At 55.9% G+C, this 19,539-nt stretch carries 19 protein-coding genes; 16 read left to right on the top strand and 3 right to left on the bottom strand.

The window, feature by feature from the left end:
- Positions 1–40: 40 nt before the first annotated feature.
- From grpE to rnfB, 13 genes are all read left to right on the top strand, one after another.
- Positions 41–661, top strand: coding sequence for a nucleotide exchange factor GrpE (gene grpE, locus P159_RS0102745; RefSeq protein WP_029541187.1), 621 nt, complete (start codon positions 41–43; stop codon positions 659–661).
- A gap of 43 nt (positions 662–704) precedes the next feature.
- Positions 705–2,567 carry a molecular chaperone DnaK gene (gene dnaK, locus P159_RS0102740; protein WP_029541185.1) on the top strand — a complete coding sequence of 621 codons (1,863 nt, stop codon included), beginning with the start codon at positions 705–707 and terminating at the stop codon, positions 2,565–2,567.
- 135 nt (positions 2,568–2,702) lie between these two features.
- Positions 2,703–3,869, top strand: a complete 1,167-nt coding sequence (gene dnaJ, locus P159_RS0102735) for a molecular chaperone DnaJ (protein ID WP_029541182.1) — start codon at positions 2,703–2,705, stop codon at positions 3,867–3,869.
- Between the two features lie 52 nt (positions 3,870–3,921).
- Positions 3,922–4,866 carry a 50S ribosomal protein L11 methyltransferase gene (gene prmA / locus P159_RS0102730; RefSeq protein WP_029541179.1) on the top strand — a complete coding sequence of 315 codons (945 nt, stop codon included), beginning with the start codon at positions 3,922–3,924 and terminating at the stop codon, positions 4,864–4,866.
- Positions 4,863–5,600 (top strand): 16S rRNA (uracil(1498)-N(3))-methyltransferase, encoded by a 738-nt coding sequence (locus tag P159_RS0102725; RefSeq protein ID WP_029541177.1) that lies wholly within the window; start codon positions 4,863–4,865, stop codon positions 5,598–5,600. The genes prmA and P159_RS0102725 overlap by 4 nt, the downstream gene beginning before the upstream one ends.
- 258 nt (positions 5,601–5,858) lie before the next feature.
- Positions 5,859–7,157, top strand: a complete 1,299-nt coding sequence (gene mtaB / locus P159_RS0102720) for a tRNA (N(6)-L-threonylcarbamoyladenosine(37)-C(2))-methylthiotransferase MtaB (protein WP_029541175.1) — start codon at positions 5,859–5,861, stop codon at positions 7,155–7,157.
- A gap of 171 nt (positions 7,158–7,328) precedes the next feature.
- Positions 7,329–7,745, top strand: a complete 417-nt coding sequence (locus P159_RS0102715) for a SoxR reducing system RseC family protein (protein WP_029541174.1) — start codon at positions 7,329–7,331, stop codon at positions 7,743–7,745.
- Between the two features lie 31 nt (positions 7,746–7,776).
- The gene (gene rsxC / locus P159_RS0102710; protein ID WP_029541172.1) at positions 7,777–9,132 is read left to right on the top strand and encodes an electron transport complex subunit RsxC; all 1,356 of its coding nucleotides are present in this window, start codon (positions 7,777–7,779) and stop codon (positions 9,130–9,132) included.
- Positions 9,129–10,193, top strand: coding sequence for an RnfABCDGE type electron transport complex subunit D (locus tag P159_RS0102705; RefSeq protein WP_051650062.1), 1,065 nt, complete (start codon positions 9,129–9,131; stop codon positions 10,191–10,193). Before rsxC ends, P159_RS0102705 begins: the two co-directional genes overlap by 4 nt.
- The gene (locus P159_RS0102700) at positions 10,193–10,744 is read left to right on the top strand and encodes an RnfABCDGE type electron transport complex subunit G (RefSeq protein ID WP_029541169.1); all 552 of its coding nucleotides are present in this window, start codon (positions 10,193–10,195) and stop codon (positions 10,742–10,744) included. The genes P159_RS0102705 and P159_RS0102700 overlap by 1 nt, the downstream gene beginning before the upstream one ends.
- 2 nt (positions 10,745–10,746) lie before the next feature.
- Positions 10,747–11,406: an electron transport complex subunit E gene (locus P159_RS0102695; protein WP_318253483.1), complete on the top strand. Its 660-nt coding sequence runs from the start codon at positions 10,747–10,749 to the stop codon at positions 11,404–11,406.
- On the top strand, positions 11,406–11,981 hold the full coding sequence (locus P159_RS0102690; RefSeq protein WP_029541166.1) for an RnfABCDGE type electron transport complex subunit A: 576 nt from the start codon (positions 11,406–11,408) through the stop codon (positions 11,979–11,981). The genes P159_RS0102695 and P159_RS0102690 overlap by 1 nt, the downstream gene beginning before the upstream one ends.
- A 10-nt stretch (positions 11,982–11,991) precedes the next feature.
- Positions 11,992–12,825, top strand: a complete 834-nt coding sequence (gene rnfB / locus P159_RS0102685) for an RnfABCDGE type electron transport complex subunit B (RefSeq protein WP_029541163.1) — start codon at positions 11,992–11,994, stop codon at positions 12,823–12,825.
- Between the two features lie 55 nt (positions 12,826–12,880).
- On the opposite strand, the gene P159_RS0102680 is transcribed toward rnfB, so the two are convergent.
- Entirely contained in the window at positions 12,881–13,366 is a 486-nt protein-coding gene (locus P159_RS0102680) for a PTS glucose transporter subunit IIA (protein ID WP_029541162.1), read from the bottom strand.
- A 240-nt stretch (positions 13,367–13,606) separates the two neighbouring features.
- The gene (locus P159_RS0102675) at positions 13,607–14,704 is read right to left on the bottom strand and encodes a hypothetical protein (protein WP_029541160.1); all 1,098 of its coding nucleotides are present in this window, start codon (positions 14,702–14,704) and stop codon (positions 13,607–13,609) included.
- A gap of 183 nt (positions 14,705–14,887) precedes the next feature.
- Between P159_RS0102675 and hcp the strand changes: the two genes are divergently transcribed.
- Positions 14,888–16,516, top strand: a complete 1,629-nt coding sequence (gene hcp / locus P159_RS0102670; RefSeq protein WP_029541158.1) for a hydroxylamine reductase — start codon at positions 14,888–14,890, stop codon at positions 16,514–16,516.
- 99 nt (positions 16,517–16,615) lie between these two features.
- Positions 16,616–17,065: a metal-dependent hydrolase gene (locus P159_RS0102665; RefSeq protein WP_029541157.1), complete on the top strand. Its 450-nt coding sequence runs from the start codon at positions 16,616–16,618 to the stop codon at positions 17,063–17,065.
- A 45-nt stretch (positions 17,066–17,110) separates the two neighbouring features.
- On the opposite strand, the gene P159_RS0102660 is transcribed toward P159_RS0102665, so the two are convergent.
- A complete protein-coding gene (locus P159_RS0102660; protein ID WP_029541156.1) occupies positions 17,111–17,440 on the bottom strand; it encodes a PTS lactose/cellobiose transporter subunit IIA in 330 nt (109 codons plus the stop codon).
- 151 nt (positions 17,441–17,591) lie between these two features.
- Here P159_RS0102660 and P159_RS0102655 point away from each other — a divergent pair, with 151 nt between their 5' ends.
- The gene (locus P159_RS0102655; RefSeq protein ID WP_029541155.1) at positions 17,592–19,505 is read left to right on the top strand and encodes a fructose-bisphosphatase class III; all 1,914 of its coding nucleotides are present in this window, start codon (positions 17,592–17,594) and stop codon (positions 19,503–19,505) included.
- Positions 19,506–19,539 lie beyond the last annotated feature (34 nt).

Below are 19,539 nucleotides of genomic sequence, written 5' to 3'. Positions count from 1 at the left end.
CGAGATGACCATAAGGAAGGTGAAGGAATTGCCATCATTCATGAAAGATGAATTAAAGAAAAAAGATGAGCAGAAGCTGGCGGACATGCAGGAGGAAATCAAGCGTGCTGTAGGCAAGGAGGCGGAGGGAGAAGCTGAAGAGGCTCCTACTGCCGAAGAAAATGCCGAGACTGAAGCTCAGGCAGAACCTCAGGAAGAGGTTGCCATTGCCAAGGCTGAGCTTGAAAAGCTGCAGGCGGCTGTGCAGGAAAAGGAAGAGCGTGCTCTTCGCCTGCAGGCTGATTTCGAGAATTTCCGCCGCCGCACCGCCAAGGAAAAGGAAGAGCTTTCTGCAGTGGTGACTCAGGGCATCCTGAAGGATATGCTTCCTCTTCTGGATAACTTCGAGCGGGCCATGGCTGCTGAGGCCAAGGACATTGATTCCTTCAAGCAGGGCGTGGAGATGATCTTCAAGCAGTTTGGGGAAGTCCTAGTGAAGAACGGCCTTGAGCATATCGAGGTTGAGGGCGCTAAATTCGACCCCAACTTCCACCAGGCAGTCATGCGGGTGGAGAACCCGGAGCTGGAGGATGAGACCATTGCCCAAGAACTCCAGAAGGGCTACATGGTGAAAGGCCGCGTGATTCGCCCCAGCATGGTGCAGGTTGTAGCGAACAGCTAAATATTTTGTTAATAATTTAGTTTACACATATAGGAGGATTATCATGTCAAAGGTTATTGGTATTGACTTAGGTACTACGAACTCCGTCGTCTCCGTCATGGAAGGCGGCGAGCCTACTGTTATCACGAACCCCGAGGGCAGCCGCATCACCCCGTCTGTGGTGGGCTTCACCAAGGACGGCCAGCGTCTGGTGGGCCAGTTGGCCAAGCGCCAGGCTGTGTCCAACCCGGACCGCACCATTGCTTCCATCAAGCGCCACATGGGCGAGAGTGACTACAAGGTCAGCATTGATGGCAAGGATTACACTCCTCAGGAGATTTCCGCTATGGTGCTCCAGAAGCTGAAGGCTGATGCCGAGGCTTATCTGGGCGAGACCGTAACTCAGGCTGTCATCACGGTGCCGGCTTACTTCAACGACAGCCAGCGCCAGGCTACCAAGGACGCAGGCCGCATCGCAGGTCTGGAGGTCCTCCGCATCATCAACGAGCCGACGGCAGCTGCTCTGGCTTACGGCCTGGACAAGGATGAGGACGAGACTGTGCTGGTCTTCGACCTGGGCGGCGGTACCTTCGATGTGTCCATCCTGGAGCTCTCCGGCGGCACCTTCGAGGTTCTGGCTACCAACGGTGATACCCACCTGGGCGGCGATGACTTCGACAAGGCTGTCATGGACTGGATGGTTGAGGAGTTCAAGAAAGAGAATGGCATCGACCTTTCTCAGGACAAGATGAGCGCCCAGCGCCTCATCGAGGCTGCTGAGAAGGCTAAGATTGAGCTTTCCAGCATGACCCAGACCAACATCAACCTGCCCTTCATCACGGCAGATGCCTCCGGCCCGAAGCATCTGGACCTGACCCTTTCCCGTGCAAAGTTCGATGAACTGACCCGCGACCTGGTAGAGCGCACCATGGAGCCTACTCACAAGGCTATGGCAGATGCTGACCTCTCCGGCAGCGACATCAATAAGATCATCCTGGTGGGCGGTTCTTCCCGTATCCCCGCTGTGCAGGATGCTATCCGCAAGATCCTGAACAAGGAGCCTTCCAAGGGTGTGAACCCGGATGAGTGCGTGTCCGTGGGTGCTGCTATCCAAGGCGGCGTGCTGGTAGGCGAGGTCAAGGACGTGCTCCTGCTGGATGTCACTCCGCTGTCCCTGGGTATCGAGACTCTGGGCGGTGTCTGCACCAAGCTCATCGAGCGCAACACCACCATCCCGACTCACAAGAGCCAGGTGTTCTCCACCGCTGCTGACAATCAGCCCTCTGTTGACATCCATGTGCTTCAGGGCGAGCGCGAGATGGCTGCAGGCAACAAGACCCTGGGACGCTTCGAGCTCTCCGATATTCCTCCTGCACCCCGCGGCGTGCCCCGCATCGAGGTTTCCTTCGATATCGATGCCAACGGCATTGTGCACGTATCCGCCAAGGATCTGGGCACGGGCAAGGAGCAGAAGATCACCATCCAGTCCGATGGCGGCATGAGCAAGGAAGACATCGACCGCATGGTGAAGGAAGCTGAGGCTCACGCAGCTGAGGATAAGAAGCAGAAAGAGGCTGTGGACACCAAGAACACCGCTGAGCAGATGGTTTATCAGGCTGAGAAGACCATCAAGGATCTGGGCGACAAGGCCGATCAGGGCAAGGTGAAGGAAGTCCAGGCAGCCTGCGAGAAGGTGAAGGAAGCTCTGAAGGGCACCGACACTGAGGCCATCAAGAAGGCTACTGAGGAGCTCCAGAAGCCCCTCTATGAGCTCTCCGCTGCCGCTTACCAGCAGGCTCAGGCCGCAGGCGCTCAGGGTGCTCCCGGCGCTGATGCAGGTGCTGCAGGCGCAGCCGGTGCCCAGCAGCAGGCCAAGGCTGATGATGATGTAGTGGACGCTGAGTTCACCGAGAGTGACAAGAAGTAAATAGTCTGATATTCAGATAAATGAGGTATGGAGGTGGTTCCCACCTCCATTTCTCTTTAATGAAAGGCTTGCCTTGAGCAGGCTTAGCGTATATTATATATATGGCTCAAGCTAGATTTACGAGGATGGTGCAACGTGAGCGAGAAACGCGATTATTATGAGGTGCTGGGCATTCAGAAAGGCGCCTCTGAGGCTGAGATCAAGAAAGCCTATAAAAAGATGGCCCGCAAATATCATCCGGACCTGAATCAGGATGATCCCAAGGCCGCCGAGGAGAAAATGAAGGAGGTCAACGAGGCCTATGATGTGCTGAAGGACCCCCAGAAGAAATCTGCCTATGACCAGTTCGGTCATTCAGCCTTCGAGGGCGGCGGCGCTGGTGCCGGCGGTTTCGGTGGCTTTGGTGGTTTCGGCGGCTTTGGCGGCGGTGGTTTTTCTGGCGGCGGCAGCGGTTTTGAAGATATCTTCGATGCTTTCTTCGGAGGTGGCGGCAGGCGTTCACGCCAGCCCGGTCCGGAGCGTGGGGCAGATCTGCGCTATGACCTGGAGCTTACCTTTGAAGAGGCGGCCTTCGGCAAGGAAGTGGAGATTTCCGTGCCCCGCACCGAGGAGTGCAGTGAGTGCCACGGCACCGGCGCTGCTGCCGGTACCTCTCCTGAGACTTGTCCCGACTGTCATGGCACAGGCCAGCAGCAGGTGGTGCACAATACCCCCCTGGGCCGCATGATGAGCAGCCGCACCTGCGGACGCTGCGGCGGCACGGGCAAGATAATCAAGAAGAAGTGCCATGCCTGCGGCGGCACAGGCCATATCAAGAGACAGCGCACCGTCAAGGGCAAGGTGCCCGCTGGTGTGGACCAGGGCTCCAGAGTGCGCCTCTCCGGCCAGGGCGAGGCTGGCGTGCGCGGCGGCGGCTACGGCGACCTCTATCTCTACATCTTCATCAAGCCCCACAAGTTCTTCAACCGTCAGGGCTCAGATGTCATTGTGGAGGTGCCCATCAGCTTCGTGCAGGCGGCTTTGGGTGATACGGTGCAGGTGCCTACTCTGGACGGTCCTGTGGACCTCAAGATTCCCGCCGGCATCCAGAGCGGCAAAGTGTTGCGCATGAAGAATCGCGGCATCCCCTTCCTGCGTGGTACGGGCCGCGGTGATCAGCATGTGCGCATCAAGGTCCTCACTCCCCAGAATCTTTCCGACAAGCAGAAAGAACTGCTGAAGGAATTTGCCGAGCAGGGCGGGGACAAGGTGAACCCGGAGCAGAAGAGCTTCAAGGAGAAGCTGAAGGATTTGTTTAACTGATAATGTTGGCTCCCCCGACTGGGGAGCCGTTTTTTTAGGAAGGAGCATTTTCATGGAGTGGTCCGAGGTCAGCATCCGTACCTCCCACGAGGCAACGGACGTAGTGGCGGAGATTTTCCACGATATCGGCGCCTCCGGGGTGGTTATCGAAGACCCGGCTTTGGTGAACGATTACATACAGGCCGGGGGCTGGGACTATACTGATATTCCCAGGTCTGAGCAGACAGAAGTGGTGACGGTGAAAGCTTACCTGCCCGTGGACGAAGAACTGGCTGAACGCATGGCGGAACTGGAAGAGAAGGTCAGGGCCATGCAGGCAGCCACACCTGCTGCAGGCCCCTGTGACATTACCAGCCAGAGTGTACGTGATGAGGACTGGGAGGACAACTGGAAAGCTTACTTCCACACGGAAAAAGTGGGAGCGCTGGTGGTGGTGCGCCCTGCCTGGGAGGAATACGAGGCAGCTCCTGATGACATCGTGGTGAGCCTTGACCCCGGCGCCGCCTTTGGCACCGGCACCCATCCCACCACCTCCATGTGCATCAGAGAGCTGGAGGGACTTATCAAGGGCGGCCAGCGCGTCTTCGACGTGGGCACCGGTTCCGGCATCCTCGCCATCACCGCTGCCAAGCTGGGAGCCACGGACATCACAGCCATGGACTACGACAACACCGCCGTCAGGATTGCCGGGGAAAATATCCGTGCCAATGGGGTGGAAAGCCGTATCAGGACGGGGCAGAGCGACCTGCTGAAATCCTTCGAGGGCAAGGCAGATATCATCATTGCCAACCTCATTGCCGACCTGGTCATCCGCCTCTTTGAGGAACTGGATGAGCATCTGGCTGAGGGGGGCAGGCTGCTGGCCTCCGGCATTATCACGGAAAGGCTGGCCGAAGTGACAGAAGCGGCCCTGGAGCATGGCTTCGTGGTGGCAAAAGTGGTGGAGGAAAAGGGCTGGACAGCTATTACCATCGTCCGCAAAGGTGAAGCAGCATGAGGCGGCTCTTTTATAAAGGGATCCTGGCTGAGAAAATCAACATCACCGGCCAGGATGCCCATCACCTCATGCACGTCATGCGTGCCAAGGCCGGGCAGCAGGTGACGGTAGTGGACGACGAGGGCAGCGTGGCACTGATGGAAATGACTGCCTTCACTGCTGAAAGTGTAGAGCTGACCTTGAAGGAACGTCTGGAAGGCACAACGGAATCTCCCTTGGAACTGACCTTAGTCCAGTGCCTGCTGAAGTCCGACAAGATGGACTGGATAGTGCAGAAAGCCGTGGAGCTGGGAGCCAACAAAATCCAGCCCCTGGCCAGCCGCAACTGCGTAGCCCAGTACGATGGCAAAAAAGCCAAACAGCGCCAGGAACGCTGGCAAAAGATAGCCGACGAAGCCGCCAAACAATGCGGCAGGACAAAACTCCTGCAGGTTGAGCCCATCATGGGCATCAAGGAATTCCTAGCAAAGTCAGGATTCGGTGAAGACAACCCATTATACTTCTGCTATGAAAACGAGGAGCAGAAGACCCTCAAAGAAGCCCTGCAAGCCTCCAAGGCGAAAAATGCCTCAGTTCTGATTGGCCCCGAGGGTGGCTTTACTCTTGATGAGGCCAAGGCCATAGAAGAAGCCGGCGGCCAAAGCGTAACCTTGGGCCCAAGGATACTAAGAGCAGAGACAGCTGCGATAGCGGCTATGACTGTGATTCAATATGAGTTGGGGGATTTGGGGTAGTGTAAAAACATTCATTTTGCACGTGTAGCTGACTTTAGAATTACCCCCTAAATTGTAGGCCTTACCTGCCCCGTGAAACGGGGAAGGGGGACCGGCGTAGCCGGTGGAAGGGGCGAGAAGGGCAAGTGACTTCGAAGAGCACGATTCGGCCCCTAGTTCCCCCCTTCCACCGCCTTCCGGCGGTCCCCCTCCCCCGCAAGCGGTGGAGGTAAGGCCTTAAATTTCAGTGTGTCTATATTAGTGAAAGGAAGAATTATCTTGCCAAAAGCAGCCTTTATGACTCTCGGTTGCAAAGTAAATCAATTTGAGACAGAAACCATGGAGGGCCTCTTCAAAGCCAAAGGCTACGAAATCGTCCCCTTCAGCGAAAAAGCCGACGTCTACGTAGTCAACACCTGCGCTGTCACCAACCTGGGCGAAAAGAAATCCCGTCAGATCATCCGTCGGGCAGGCCGTGAGAACCCCAATGCCATCATCGCCGTTTGCGGCTGCTACTCCCAGGTGAAGCCCGAAGAAGTGAAACTGCTGGAGGGAGTCCGGGTAGTCCTGGGCACCAAAGAGCGCTCCCGCATCGTAGAATACGTGGAGTGCGCTGCCCGTGAAGATGGCAAGCCCTTGGACGGCGTGGGTGATGTGATGCATACGGACTCCTTCGAGGATATTCCCCTTTACGATATGCCCCGCCGTACCAGGGCTTTCCTAAAAATCGAAGACGGTTGCCAGAATTTCTGCTCCTACTGCATTATCCCTTATGCCCGCGGTCCCGTGAAGTCACGTCAGCTCTCTGCCATCCGCAGGGAAGCGGAAAAGCTGGTGGCGGCAGGTTTCCTGGAAATCGTGCTGACGGGCATCCATCTGGGCAAGTACGGCAGCGATTTGGAGGGCGACGTCACCCTCACCGATGCCTGCCGGGAGGTGCTGCAGGTGCAGGGGCTGAAGCGCCTGCGCCTGGGCTCCCTGGAATCCATAGAGCTCTCTCCAGAACTCTTTGAGCTGATTCGCAGCGACGACCGCTTCTGTGCCCATCTGCACCTGCCCCTGCAGGCAGGCTCCGACAAGGTATTGCGCGACATGAACCGCCGCTACGACACGGCGGAGTTCGCCCGCCTCATTGAGCAGGTGGAGCAGGAACTGCCCGGCGTAGCAGTTTCTACGGATATCATCGTAGGTTTTCCGGGTGAAACAGAAGAAGAATTTGCTGAGGGGCTGAAGTTTGTAGAAAAAATGAACTTCTCCCGTATGCATGTTTTCCCATACTCAAGAAGGGAAGGCACCCCCGCCGCTGCCCGCAAGGACCAGATTCCCGAGCCGGTCAAAAAAGACCGCGTCCACCGCATGCAGGCTCTGGCTGAAAAGAAATCCCGTGAGTTCTATCGCTCCTTCCTGGGCAGGACCATGCGGGTGCTGTTCGAGACCAACACCGACGGCATCACTGACGGCCTGACGGATAACTATATCCGAGTCTATACCGAGGATGAAGTTACCTGTGGGGAGATTTACCAGGTAGAGCTGGTGGAAGAATATAAAGATGGTGTCTTAGGGAAAGTGATTGGGTAATTTAAAATTATTCCTCCTGTTTTGTACGGGCTGTGGCTTGTACGGGCAGGGGGATTTTTGTGTTTTTCTACAATTACAAAAGGATTATCTGCATTTATGGCGAATACAAAAGATGTTAATGTAAATAAGTATCATAAATGAAATTTCTGAAAATCTGAGGTGGTGTGGCAGATGAAGGAGGAGGAAGGATTTGTTATTGGGGTGAATCCTGAAGATGGCACCGCCACGGTGAAGGTGGGGAGGCATGAGGATTGCAGCGCCTGTGGAGCCTGTGCCGGAAGCCGTCAGCTGACGGTGGAGGCGGTGAATGGGCTGGGAGCTGTCATAGGGCAGCGGGTCAAGTTTTCCATGCAGGAACAGCAGATGCTCAAGGGGGCCTTTGTGGTTTTCTTGCTGCCGCTGATATTGGCAGGAGCTGGGGGCATCATTGGCTGGCAGCTGGGGTATGGCGGGGAGGCTGAAGATTTATACCCCATGGGGCTGGCTTTCCTGGGGTTCTGCCTGGGGTCTGGCATAGTGAAGTGGTATGACAGGCGGGCTGCTGCCCGGCAGAAGGAGCAGCCAGTGATTACGGAAATCATTTCTTGATATATTTCAGGAGACTTACGAGGTGATGTTCATGCTGAAAAGATTCTTGGGAGGTATTCACCCCCGGGATGGGAAGGATTTGGCCAAGGACAAGGCTATTGAAGCCATGCCCTTGCCAAAGGAACTGGTGGTGCCTCTGAGCCAGCATATTGGGGCGCCCTGCAAGCCCACGGTGAAGGTGGGGGACGCGGTGCTCAAGGGGCAGCTTATTGCCACCAGCGAGGCCTTCATGCATGCGGATATCCATGCTCCTACTTCCGGCAAGGTGGCTAAGATTGAGGACAGGCCTCATTCCGGGCGCGGGATGTGTCCGGCCATTGTCATTGCTGTGGACGGCAGAGACGAATGGGCTGAGGGCTTGCCCCTCAGCCGCAATTGGGAGGCCATGAGCAAGGAGGAAATCCTTACGGCTATCCAGCAGGCGGGCATCGTAGGCATGGGCGGTGCGACTTTTCCCGCCCATATCAAGCTGAAGCCCCAGAAGCCGGTGGATGTCCTGGTCATCAATGGTGCGGAGTGTGAGCCATATCTGACGGCTGACTATCGGCTGATGCTGGAGGAGGCCCAGAAGATTGTCACAGGGGTGCAGATTCTCGCCAAGGCTCTTGGGACGAAGAAGAGCATCATCGGCGTGGAGGACAACAAGACTGAGGCGGTGAAGGCTCTGGACAAGGCGGCAGAGGACACGGAGATCGAGGTAGTGGCCCTGCCTACCCGCTACCCCCAGGGTGCGGAGAAAATGCTGATTTACGCCCTCACGGGCAGGGAAGTGCCCATGGGCGGCTTGCCCATGGACGCAGGCGCCGTGGTGCAGAATGTGGGTACCGTGGCGGCCATTGCGGACGCAGTGGAGCAAGGGATTCCTCTTATTGAGCGTGTGACAACCGTGTCAGGTGATGCGGTGGCAGAGCCGAAGAATCTCAGGGTTCGCATTGGCACCAGTTATCAGGCCTGTCTTGATCATGCCGGTGGCTTCAGGGAAACGCCGGACAAGATCCTGGCGGGCGGTCCCATGATGGGCATGGCCCAGCAGTCTTTGGAAGTGCCGGTGATGAAGGGCTCCTCTGGCATATTGGCCCTGACAAGGAAAATCACGGAACACGGCCCGGAGATGAACTGCATCCGCTGCGGCCGCTGCGTGAAGGCCTGTCCCATGGGATTGGTGCCAAGCATGCTGAGCATACTTTCCCAGCGGGGTGACTATGGCAAGTGCCGTGATGATTACGGTCTCATGAACTGTGTGGAATGCGGCTGCTGCACTTATATCTGCCCGGCCAAGCGCAATATCGTCCAGTACATCCGCCTGGCCAAGAATGAAGTCAGGGCTGAGGCAGCCCGGGCCAAAGCCAAGGCTGAGGCTAGGGAGAAAAAGGAGGCGGTGAAATGAGCGAAGCAGAAATCAAGGAAACAGCCGCTGTGAAGGCGGTACCGCCCAAGCAGCCGGAGGTTAAGGAGGAACTGAAATTCACCATTTCTTCCTCTCCCCATATCCGCGACGGGGAAACCATTCCCCATATCATGTGGCAGGTCAACCTGGCTTTGCTGCCTGCGGCTCTCTTTGCAATCTATTGGTTTGGGATTCCCGCACTTATCAATATGTTGGTTGGCATTGCAGCGGCCATCGGTGCCGAATATGTCTGGCAGCGGGCCATGGGGCAGAATATCACGGCTTTTGATGGCAGTGCCTGCATTACTGGCCTGCTGCTGGCCATGTCCATGTCCCCGGTGCTGCCGCCCTATATGGTGGCCGTCGGCTCTGTTCTGGCCATCGTGGTGGCCAAGCAGTCCATGGGAGGACTGGGATTCAATATCTTCAACCCTGCTCATATCGGCCGTGCGGCCCTTATGGTATCCTGGCCTGTGGCCATGACCACCTGGACGAAGATGCAGGACCTGTCAGCCGGGGCTGTGGATGCCGTGACAGGCGCTACCCCGCTGAACATCCTGAAGCTGCAGGGCTATGATGCCCTGGTAGCCACCTTCGGAGGTCAGGGGGAGATGTACAAGAGCCTGCTCCTGGGCACCCGCAACGGCAGCCTGGGGGAGACCAGCACCATCCTGCTGGTGCTTGGGGGGCTTTACCTTATCTATAAAGGCTATATCAACTGGGTGGTGCCTCTGGGCATGATTGCCACCGTGGGGGTGCTCACCTGGCTCTTCGGTCCTGCGGGCTTTGGCAGCGGCGACCCACTGTTCCATGTGATGGCAGGGGGACTGATGCTGGGCGCTTTCTTCATGGCTACTGACATGGTGACTATTCCCATGACCATCACGGGGCAGATGATCTTTGCCGTGGGGGCTGGAGCCCTGACGGTGCTGATCCGTCTGGCAGGAGGCTACCCGGAGGGGGTCTGCTATTCCCTGCTGCTGATGAATGCGGTGACGCCTCTTATTGACCGCTATGTGAAGCCCCGCATCTTTGGGGCACCGAAGGGAGGCGCAAACTGATGGCTGATGAGCATTCCATCTTCAAGATTGCCTCCAACCTAGCCCTGGCCTGTTTCGTGTCCGGTCTGGTCATAGGCGCTGTCTACTATGTGACGGCTCCCGTGGCGGCCCAGAAAGCAGAGGAAATGAAGCAGGAGTCCATGCGCTCCCTGGTGGCTGAGGCTGATGCCTTCAAAGAAATTCCCGGGGAAGAGGGCTGTTTTGCAGCCGAAAAGGGCGGCAGGACCGTGGCCTATATCATCCCATCTGAGTCCAAGGGCTACGGCGGCAAGATCAAGCTGCTGGTGGCAGTGGACACCGAGGGAAAGGTGCTTGACTTCAATATCCTGGAGCACAACGAGACCCCGGGCCTGGGTGACAATGCCCAGAAACCCGCCTTCCGCAATCAGTTTGCAGGTAAGGGGGCGGAGCTTTTGGAGGTTACCAAAGACCCGTCCAACAAGGAAAACATCCAGGCCATGACGGGAGCTACCATTTCCTCCCGGGCCGTCACCAAGGGCGTCCGTGAGGCCGCAGAGAAAGCTATGACCTTAGGGAAAGGGGGCAGGTGAGCATGGACAAGCTGAAAGAACTCTGGCCCATCTACAGCAAGGGCCTGCTGGCGGAAAACCCCATTTTCATCCTGGCGCTGTCCCTGTGTCCGGCACTGGCGGTGACCACCACGGTGGTGAACGGCCTGACCATGGGGCTGACGGTGACCTTCGTCATCACCTCCAACAATGTGGTGGTATCACTGGTGCGTCACCTGGTGAATCCCAAGGTGCGTGTGCCTGTCTATATCACCTCCATCGCCACCATCGTCACGGTGGCCCAGCTGGTATTGCAGGCGTATTTCCCGGTGCTTTACAAGGCCATGGGCATCTATCTGGCCCTGGTGGTGGTGTTCGCCATCATCCTGGCCCGGGCTGAGGTCTTTGCTTCCAAGAATGGCCCCATACGCTCCTTTGCTGATGGTTTCGGCATGGGCTGCGGCTTCACGCTGGCCATGCTCATCATCTCTGCCATCCGCGAGCTGATTGGCTCAGGTACGCTCTTGGGCTATCAGGTCATGGGTTCCGGCTATGAGCCCATGCTGATGATGATTCTGCCGCCGGGGGCCTTTATTCTCATTGGCTATCTGGTGGCTGCCACCAAGACCTGGAACTCCCACAGGGAGAAGATCGAGGCACAGGAGGCGCGGCGCAGGGAAGCCAGAGAGGGGGCTGAAGGCTGATGGCTGAGTATTTGACGCTTTTTATCGGAGCGGTGATTATCAATAACTTCGTGCTGACGAAGTTTCTGGGACTGTGCATTTTCTTCGGCATATCCAAGAGCTTTTCTGCCTCTGTGGGCATGGGCATGGCGGTGACCTCCGTCATGACCATGAGCTCCATTTTGGCCTGGATTGTGTACTTCTTCGTGCTGGAGCCTTTGGGAGTCACCTTCCTGACCACCATCGTCTTCGTGGTGCTCACAGCCAGTTTCGTGCAGCTGCTGGAACTGGTCATCAAAAAACAGGCCCCTGCCCTCTACAATATGTGGGGCATCTACCTGCTGCTGATTGCCACCAACTGCATAGTGCTGGCCGTGCCCCTGCTGAATGTGGAGAACAGCTACAGCCTGCTCAAGAGCATCGTGTTTGCCATCGGGTCAGGCTTGGGCTTTGCGTTGGCAATTGCCCTGATGGCTTCCCTGCGCGAGAAGCTGGTTTACGCCGATGTGCCCAAGCCCCTGCAGGGAATTGGTATTGCGTTTATCTTAGCAGGAATGCTGTCTTTGGCCTTCTTGGGCTTCTCTGGTATGTTGTAGGAGGTTTCTTATGGAAACTGCTATATATATAATCGTAGTGCTGGTGGGGGTGGGCACCTTCTTTGGGCTGGTGCTGGCTCTGGCAGACAAGAAATTTGCCATGGAGTCGAATCCCCTCATTGCAGAAGTGGAGGACATCCTTCCCAAAGGACAGTGCGGCGCCTGCGGTTTTGCAGGCTGTGCCAAATATGCTGAGGCTGTGGTGGAGGACCCCGAGGTGCCGCCGAACCTCTGCGTGCCCGGCAAGGCTGCCGTGGCGGCCAAGGTTGCGGAGCTCACCGGCAAGAAGGCTGAAGCGGCGGAGCCTCATTACGCTTACCTCAAGTGCCGTGGCACTCTCACGGCAGCGGTTATGGCTGCCCGCTATGAAGGCGTGCCTGACTGCGCTGCTGCTAAATTGGTGGGAGGCGGCCCCAAGGGCTGCAAGTTCGGCTGCCTGGGCTTTGGCAACTGTGTCAAGGCCTGCCCCTTCGGTGCCCTTTCCATGGGGGAGGAGGGCCTGCCGGTAGTGGACAAGGAAATCTGCACAGGCTGCGGCAAGTGCGTGGAGACCTGCCCCCAGGGGCTCATGGCCCTGAAGACCTTCGGCGCTCCTGTGGAAGTCACCTGCAGCTCCCATGACAAGGGACCTGCAGCCAAGAAAAACTGCCAGCAGGCCTGCATAGGCTGCGGCCTCTGCATGAGGAACTGCAGCCGTGGCGCCATCAAGGTGGAGAACTTCCTGGCCGTGGTGGATTCAGAGAAGTGCATAGGTTGCCCGGAACCGACGTGTTTGGGGAAATGTCCTACCAAGGCTATACAGAGCCTGGTGAAAGTACCTGCCTTGCAGGAAAAATCAGCCTGATAAAAAGAAAGTCTCGAAGCGGCTTCATGCTTCGAGACTTTCTTAATATATGCAATTACACAGCATACTGAAGTACGGTATCCTCTCCTGCAATGACAGCTTCTCCTGCCATTCTGGGAGTGATTTTTTTGACCCGTTCATAATTCACGATCAGCACGGGACAAATCATGTTGATCTTGTTCTTCTCCAGAAGGGCCCTGTCCAGTTTCAGAATGGGGGTGCCGGCGGTGACTTTCTCGCCGCTGTGCTTCAGGGCCGTGAGGCCGTCCCCGTTCATGATGATGGTGTCCAGGCCTACGTGTACCAGGACCTGCACCCCGTCGGGAGTAGTGATGGCGAAAGCGTGCTTGGTGTCGAAGAAGAGGGTGATCTCCCCGTCACAGGGAGCCAGTACCGTGTCACCGTCTGCCAGGATAGCCAGGCCGTCTCCTGTAAGCTTCTCGGAGAAAACCGGATCCGGGACACTTTCGAGTCGCACCGTCTGTCCGGAAATGGGAGCCAAGAGGTGTAGTGCTTGTAAATCCTTTTCCTGCTTAGTCATGCCTTGCTGCTTCATGTGTATGAGTGCATGGGTACATCCACTGCACCGACAGAAGCATTTCACCTGCCTTTGCTAAAATTTTGAAAATTTTGTACATGTCCCTTTGACTATATTTTAAACCTTTGCAGTTTTTTGTCAAGATTGGAGAGCTCGAAGGAAACGTTTACCAAATAAAATAAAGTCCTTGACAAAACCAAAAGCTGTAAAATAAAAAGCCTCCCCTGGAAGGGGAAGCAAAAATTACGGCAGGTTGGGGATATTCTTGCTGAGGGCGGTGTGGTGTATGATTTCGTCCACCCTGAGGTCAATGGCCAGCTCCTGTTTGTGCAAGGTCTCAGCGGCGGCAAATTCAGTCTGGTCGTCATTCTCCAGTCCCTTGATGAAATGTTCCCAGGCTTCAATGGTGGTTTTGGTGGAGAGCTTCCGCTGGTCAGCCAGATATTGTGCCCCTTTGGGCACGGGAACCTGGTCAAGCTGGGCCTGCCTGTCCTGCAGGGTGGGAATGACTTCCTGGGTTAGAAGCTTCTTCAGGTTCTTCTTCTGGTAGTCAGAGAGCTTTCCGGCAGAGGTGCCTGTCAGGGACTGGAACTTGATCTGATGGTCCCGGAGCTTTTCGTTGCAGTCAGAAACGATGGCTTTAGTGGATTCGATGTAGTCGGCAATGTCCTTGTTCTGCAGGGGGGCAATGGTGTCAAGATACTCCTTGTAGTTCTTGATATATGCTACCTGCCAGTGGCCGTCATCGGCCTTTTCCATGGAGAGCACCATGGTGAAATCCGTCTGGGTGTAATCCTCCCGCACCTTTACTTCTGCCAGAGCTGTGCTGCCGTGGCGATCCACCTTGGTGATTTCCAGGAAAGTGGTGTTGCGCAGCTGGCTGCGTTCAAGGAAGCGCTCATAGTCGATGCCCAGCTGGCGGCCTTTCAGAATATCTGCTCCTTCGGGCAAGGTCCAGCTGCCCGTGGTGAGACGGCGCAGGATTGTTTCCTCCGTGCCCTGGGAGAGCTGGGGCTTGATGAGAATGTAGAATTTCTCGAACATCACCTTGCTCTGGGCGTTGAGGGTGGCATCGTAGGCAAAGAGATCTACGGTCAGGTCATCATAGGCCCGGGAGGTCAGGAGATTGAGATTCACATATTGCTTGAATTTCTCCTCATCCTTTGCCTGCCAGGCCAGCTTAGCCTGTTCCAGGGCATACTCCGGGGTGCGGTAGAAAAAGCCGAAATACCAGGCTGCCGTGCCGATAGATACGGCCAGCACCAAAAAAAGCAGCAGCTGCCAGCGGGAGCTTTTGGATTTGCGCTCACGCAGCTTCCGTTGCCAGGTATAGTCATCCATTCAGGATAGTCCTCCTTTAATCAACACGTCCTAGGTGTCAAAACTATTTTATCATACCATCATTCTGCTTTTTTGACTACGAAAATTCCATCAATGTAACTTTTGTTACAGATGTTTGGGCGTCAATAGGCTATATTATACCCATAGATTGATTGAGACGAGTATGCAAGGGAGAGTTTTACCATGGAAAATAAGATGTTTTGCTTCCAGTGCCAGGAAACCGCGGGTTGCAAAGGCTGCACCCAGGTGGGTGTCTGCGGCAAGAAGCCGGAAGTGGCAGCTATGCAGGATTTGCTTATATATGTGACCAAGGGGATTTCTGCTGTTGCTGTGCGCATGCGTGAGGAAGGCAAATCTGTGGCTAAAGAAGTTAATCATCTGGTGACTTTGAACCTTTTTGCCACCATCACCAATGCCAACTTTGACCTGGAGGCCATTGCGGCCCGTGTTGAGGAAACTCTGGCTGTGAAGGCGGGCTTGCTGGAGAGACTTGCAAGCAGGGAGAACCTGCCTGAGGCGGCTCGTTGGACTGGCAGGCGGGAGGAGTTTGAAGCCAAGGCTGCTGCCGTGGGGATTCTCGCCGAGGCCAACGAGGATATCCGCAGCCTGAAGGAGCTTATCACCTATGGCCTGAAGGGCCTGTCAGCTTATCTGTGGCATGCCAATGCGCTGGAAAAGGAAGATGAGACTATTGATGCCTTCCAGCAGTCTGCCCTGGCCAGGCTTTTGGAGGATCTTGACGGCGAGACACTCACGGCGCTGGCTCTCGAGGCCGGCGAGTGGGGCGTGAAGGGAATGGCTCTGCTGGACAATGCCAACACCGGCGCCTACGGCCACCCGGAAATCACCAAGGTGGACTTAGGGGTGAGGAGCAATCCCGCCATCCTTATTTCCGGTCATGACCTGCGTGATCTGGAAATGCTGTTGGAGCAGACAGAGGGCACGGGGGTGGATGTCTACACCCACGGCGAGATGCTGCCTGCCCATTACTATCCCAAGTTCAAGCAGTACAAGCACTTTGCCGGCAACTACGGCAATGCCTGGTGGAAGCAGAAGGAGGAGTTCGAGGCCTTCGGCGGTCCCATCCTCATGACCACCAACTGCCTTGTGCCTCCTAAGGAGAGCTATAAGGAGAGAGTCTTCACCACGGGGGCTGTGGGCTTCCCCGGCTGCGCTCACATCGAAGAAGTGAACGGCAAGAAGGATTTCAGCGCTGTCATCGAATTGGCTAAGAAGTGCCCTGCCCCCCAAGAACTGGAAAAGGGCGAGATTGTGGGCGGCTTTGCCCATGAGCAGGTCTTTGCCCTGGCGGACAAGGTGGTAGAGGCAGTGAAGTCCGGCGCCGTGAAGAAGTTCGTGGTCATGGCAGGCTGCGACGGTCGCATGAAGTCCCGCAGCTACTATGAGGACTTTGCCAAGGCTCTGCCCCATGACACCATCATCCTCACCGCAGGCTGCGCCAAGTACAAGTACATCAAGCTGGGCCTGGGGGATATCGGCGGCATTCCCCGGGTGCTGGATGCAGGCCAGTGCAATGATTCCTATTCTCTGGCCCTCATTGCCCTGAAGCTGAAGGAGGCCTTTGGCCTGGCAGATATCAACGAGCTGCCCATTGCCTACAATATCTCCTGGTATGAGCAGAAGGCCGTGATCGTGTTGCTGGCACTCCTGCATTTGGGGGTGAAGAACATCCACCTGGGCCCCACCCTGCCCGCCTTCCTGTCTCCTAATGTGGCCAAGGTGCTGGTAGAAAACTTCGGCATAGACGGCATTACGACGGTTGAAGAAGATATCAAGAAGATGATTGGCTAATCGAGAAAAAGCGTCTGTTGTGGAAAAATGTCCACAACAGGCGCTTTTTTTGCTATACTATAGATAGTATGTTCTGTTTGTCTAAAAGGAGAAAGACTCATGAAATGGCTGACCCATGAAGTGGTGACGGGAGTTATTGTTTATGCGGCTACGGAGGACCCTATGGCGGCAATTTACAGCATGGCAGGGGCCATTGTGCCGGACAAGGTGGAGGGCAACCCTTTTCAGCGCCGCAGCCTTTTTGGCTTTCGCTGCGCTCATCGTGGCTGGTCCCACTGGCCCATGCTTTACCTGCTGATAGGGGGAGCAGCCCTCAGGGGAGAGGAGTACCTGGGACTCAGCCTTGGCACCTTGGGGGAGATTATCTTCTTCATGGCAGTGGGAGCATTGCTGCATATTGCCGAAGATGCCATCTGCGGCAAGGTGCCGTTTATCACGCCCACACAGAAGATAGGTGTCAAGCTGTTCAAGGTTGGCTCCATCCGGGAGTATATAGTGGCTTTGATACTGATTATAGGCGCTTACGGCATAAAGATAGTTTTGGGATGAAAAATCCCCCGTGGGACTGTAGTGTGTCCTCCGGGGGATTGGCTTTTATTTTTCTAATTGTTTTTCCAGCTTCTCGATGCGCATATAGGTGTCAATGAAGTCCTTGGCGATGGTCTTGTAAGCCTCGGCGCTCATGAGCTGGTCTTCGGCATGGAGCACCAAGAGGGACACCACGTTCTCTCCCTTTCCCTCTGCTTCCAGCAGTTTCAGATGGGAATGATGGCCTTCCACGAAACTCTTCTCTCCCTCCCTGATGAGGTTCTCCGCCCGCTGGAAGTCACCAGCCTTGGCAGCGGCTATGGCCTCGATGTAGAAGCTGCGGGCGCTGCCCACGCCTGAGATGATTTTGAAGGCCAAGAGTTCCAGATCTTCCATGGCAATTTCTCTCCTTTGCACAATTTGCATGAATTTTCTTTTGTTCGCTATTACTATAGCACGGCGAACACTTTATTTCAATAAATTTCACAATATTATCTATTATGTGGTAGAATAATACTTGAAAAAGCACACAAGGGAGGACAGGGTCATGACCAGCGCACAGAAACACGGCAGCCGTCCCAGCAAGGTAATGCGCCTGCTGTCGGAAAAATATCCCACCAAGGAAGTGGTTTACGAGAAGCTTATCTACCTGCAGTCCCAGTTGCAGCTGCCCAAGGGCATTGAGCATTTCATGAGCGATCTGCACGGGGAGTATTCTTCCTTTTTCCACATCTTGAACAACTGTTCCGGGGTCATACGGGAAAAGGTGGAGTACGTCTTTGGCGTGCGGCTGACGGAGGCGGAGAAGGCGGAGTTCTGCACCCTTATCTACTACCCCCGGGAGAAAATCGAGCAGGTGACAGAGCGGCGGGAGAACACCCCTGCCTGGTATCGGGAAAATCTGTCACGCCTGCTGGAGCTGGCGAAATTGATGAGCTACAAGTATCCCGCTTCCAAGGTGGCTGGCTTCATTCCCAAAAGGTACGAAGGGGTCATCGTGGAGCTCATGAACACCAGGCCGGAGGCGGACAATGCTCAGTTCATCTACCACAAGCGCCTGCTGGATACCATTGTGCAGATTGACAGCGGGGCGGATTTCATCGTGGCTTTCACGGTGCTCATCAAGCGGCTGGCGGTGGACAGGCTGCACATTGTGGGGGATTTCTTTGACCGGGGCAACAGGCCCGATGCCATCCTGAACCTCCTGATGGAGCACCCTTCAGTAGATATCCAGTGGGGCAACCACGATGTGCTTTGGATGGGGGCGGCCATGGGCAGCGAGATCTGCATTGCTGCCGTGGTGCGCAACTCCCTGCGCTACAACAACACAGACGTGCTGGAGCGGGGCTACGGCATCAGCCTGAGGCCTCTCACTACCTTTGCTAATCGCATTTATCCCGATTCAAATCCCATCAAGGCAGGGGAGAAGGCGGCGGCCATCATGATGCTGAAGCTGGAAGGCCAGATGATACGCCGCAACCCGGATTTCCAGATGAATGACAGGCTGCTGCTGGACAAGATCGATTTCCGCTCCTGCTATGCAGTGCTGGGAGACGGGAAGCGCTATGAGCTGGCCAGCGCCTATTTCCCCACTATTGATGAAAATGCGGAAGATCCCTATCAGCTGACGGAAAAAGAAGCTGCCATCATGGCAGATTTGAAATCCTACTTCACAGAAAGCGCTGTGCTGAAAAAGCATCTGGACTATCTTTACCAGAAGGGCAGCATCTACACCTGTTACAACGGCAATCTGCTGTTCCACGGCTGCGTGCCCATGGAGGAGGACGGCAGCTTCCGCACTATACACTTTGAAGGCAAGGACTACAAGGGCCGCAGCTGGTTCAATTTCTGCGAGGCCAAGGCTAGGGAGGCGTATCTCCACCGTACGGAAAGCGCCCTGGACTTCATGTACTTCCTCTGGTGCGGCCGCCTCTCGCCTTTGTCCGGCAGGGAAATGAAGACCTTCGAGCGGGTGCTGGTGGCAGACGAGAGCACCTGGAAGGAGCCCTCTGACCCCTATTTCCATTTCCTCAACGACCAGAGCGCCTGCGAAAGGGTCTTGCAGGAGTTCGGACTGGACCCTGTGAGAGGCCACATCGTCAACGGCCATGTGCCCGTGAAGGTCAAGAAGGGGGAAAGCCCTGTGAAGGCTCACGGCAAGGCCATCATCATCGACGGCGGCTTCTGCAAGGCCTATCACAAGAAAACCGGCATCTCAGGCTTCACCCTGATTTCCAACTCCCGGGGCCTGCGTTTGCTGGCCCATCAGAAAATCGCCGACGTCCGGGAAGCCCTGAGGGAGAACCAGGACATAGAGTCCGTGTCGGAGACCGTGGAACTGCAGACCATGAGGACTACCGTGGGGGAGACAGACCAGGGACGGGCTATACAGGATGAAATTACGGATTTGTATAATTTGCTGCTGGCTTATCAGAACGGTGTGATGAAGCCGCAAGAGTAAGGGCATAAACAAGGGGCTGGTCTGCGTCGCAAAG

The organism is Selenomonas sp. AB3002, from assembly GCF_000702545.1.
Classification (GTDB): Bacteria; Bacillota; Negativicutes; order Selenomonadales; family Selenomonadaceae; genus Selenomonas_B; species Selenomonas_B ruminantium_A.
This window is presented reverse-complemented; position numbering and strand designations above follow the sequence as displayed.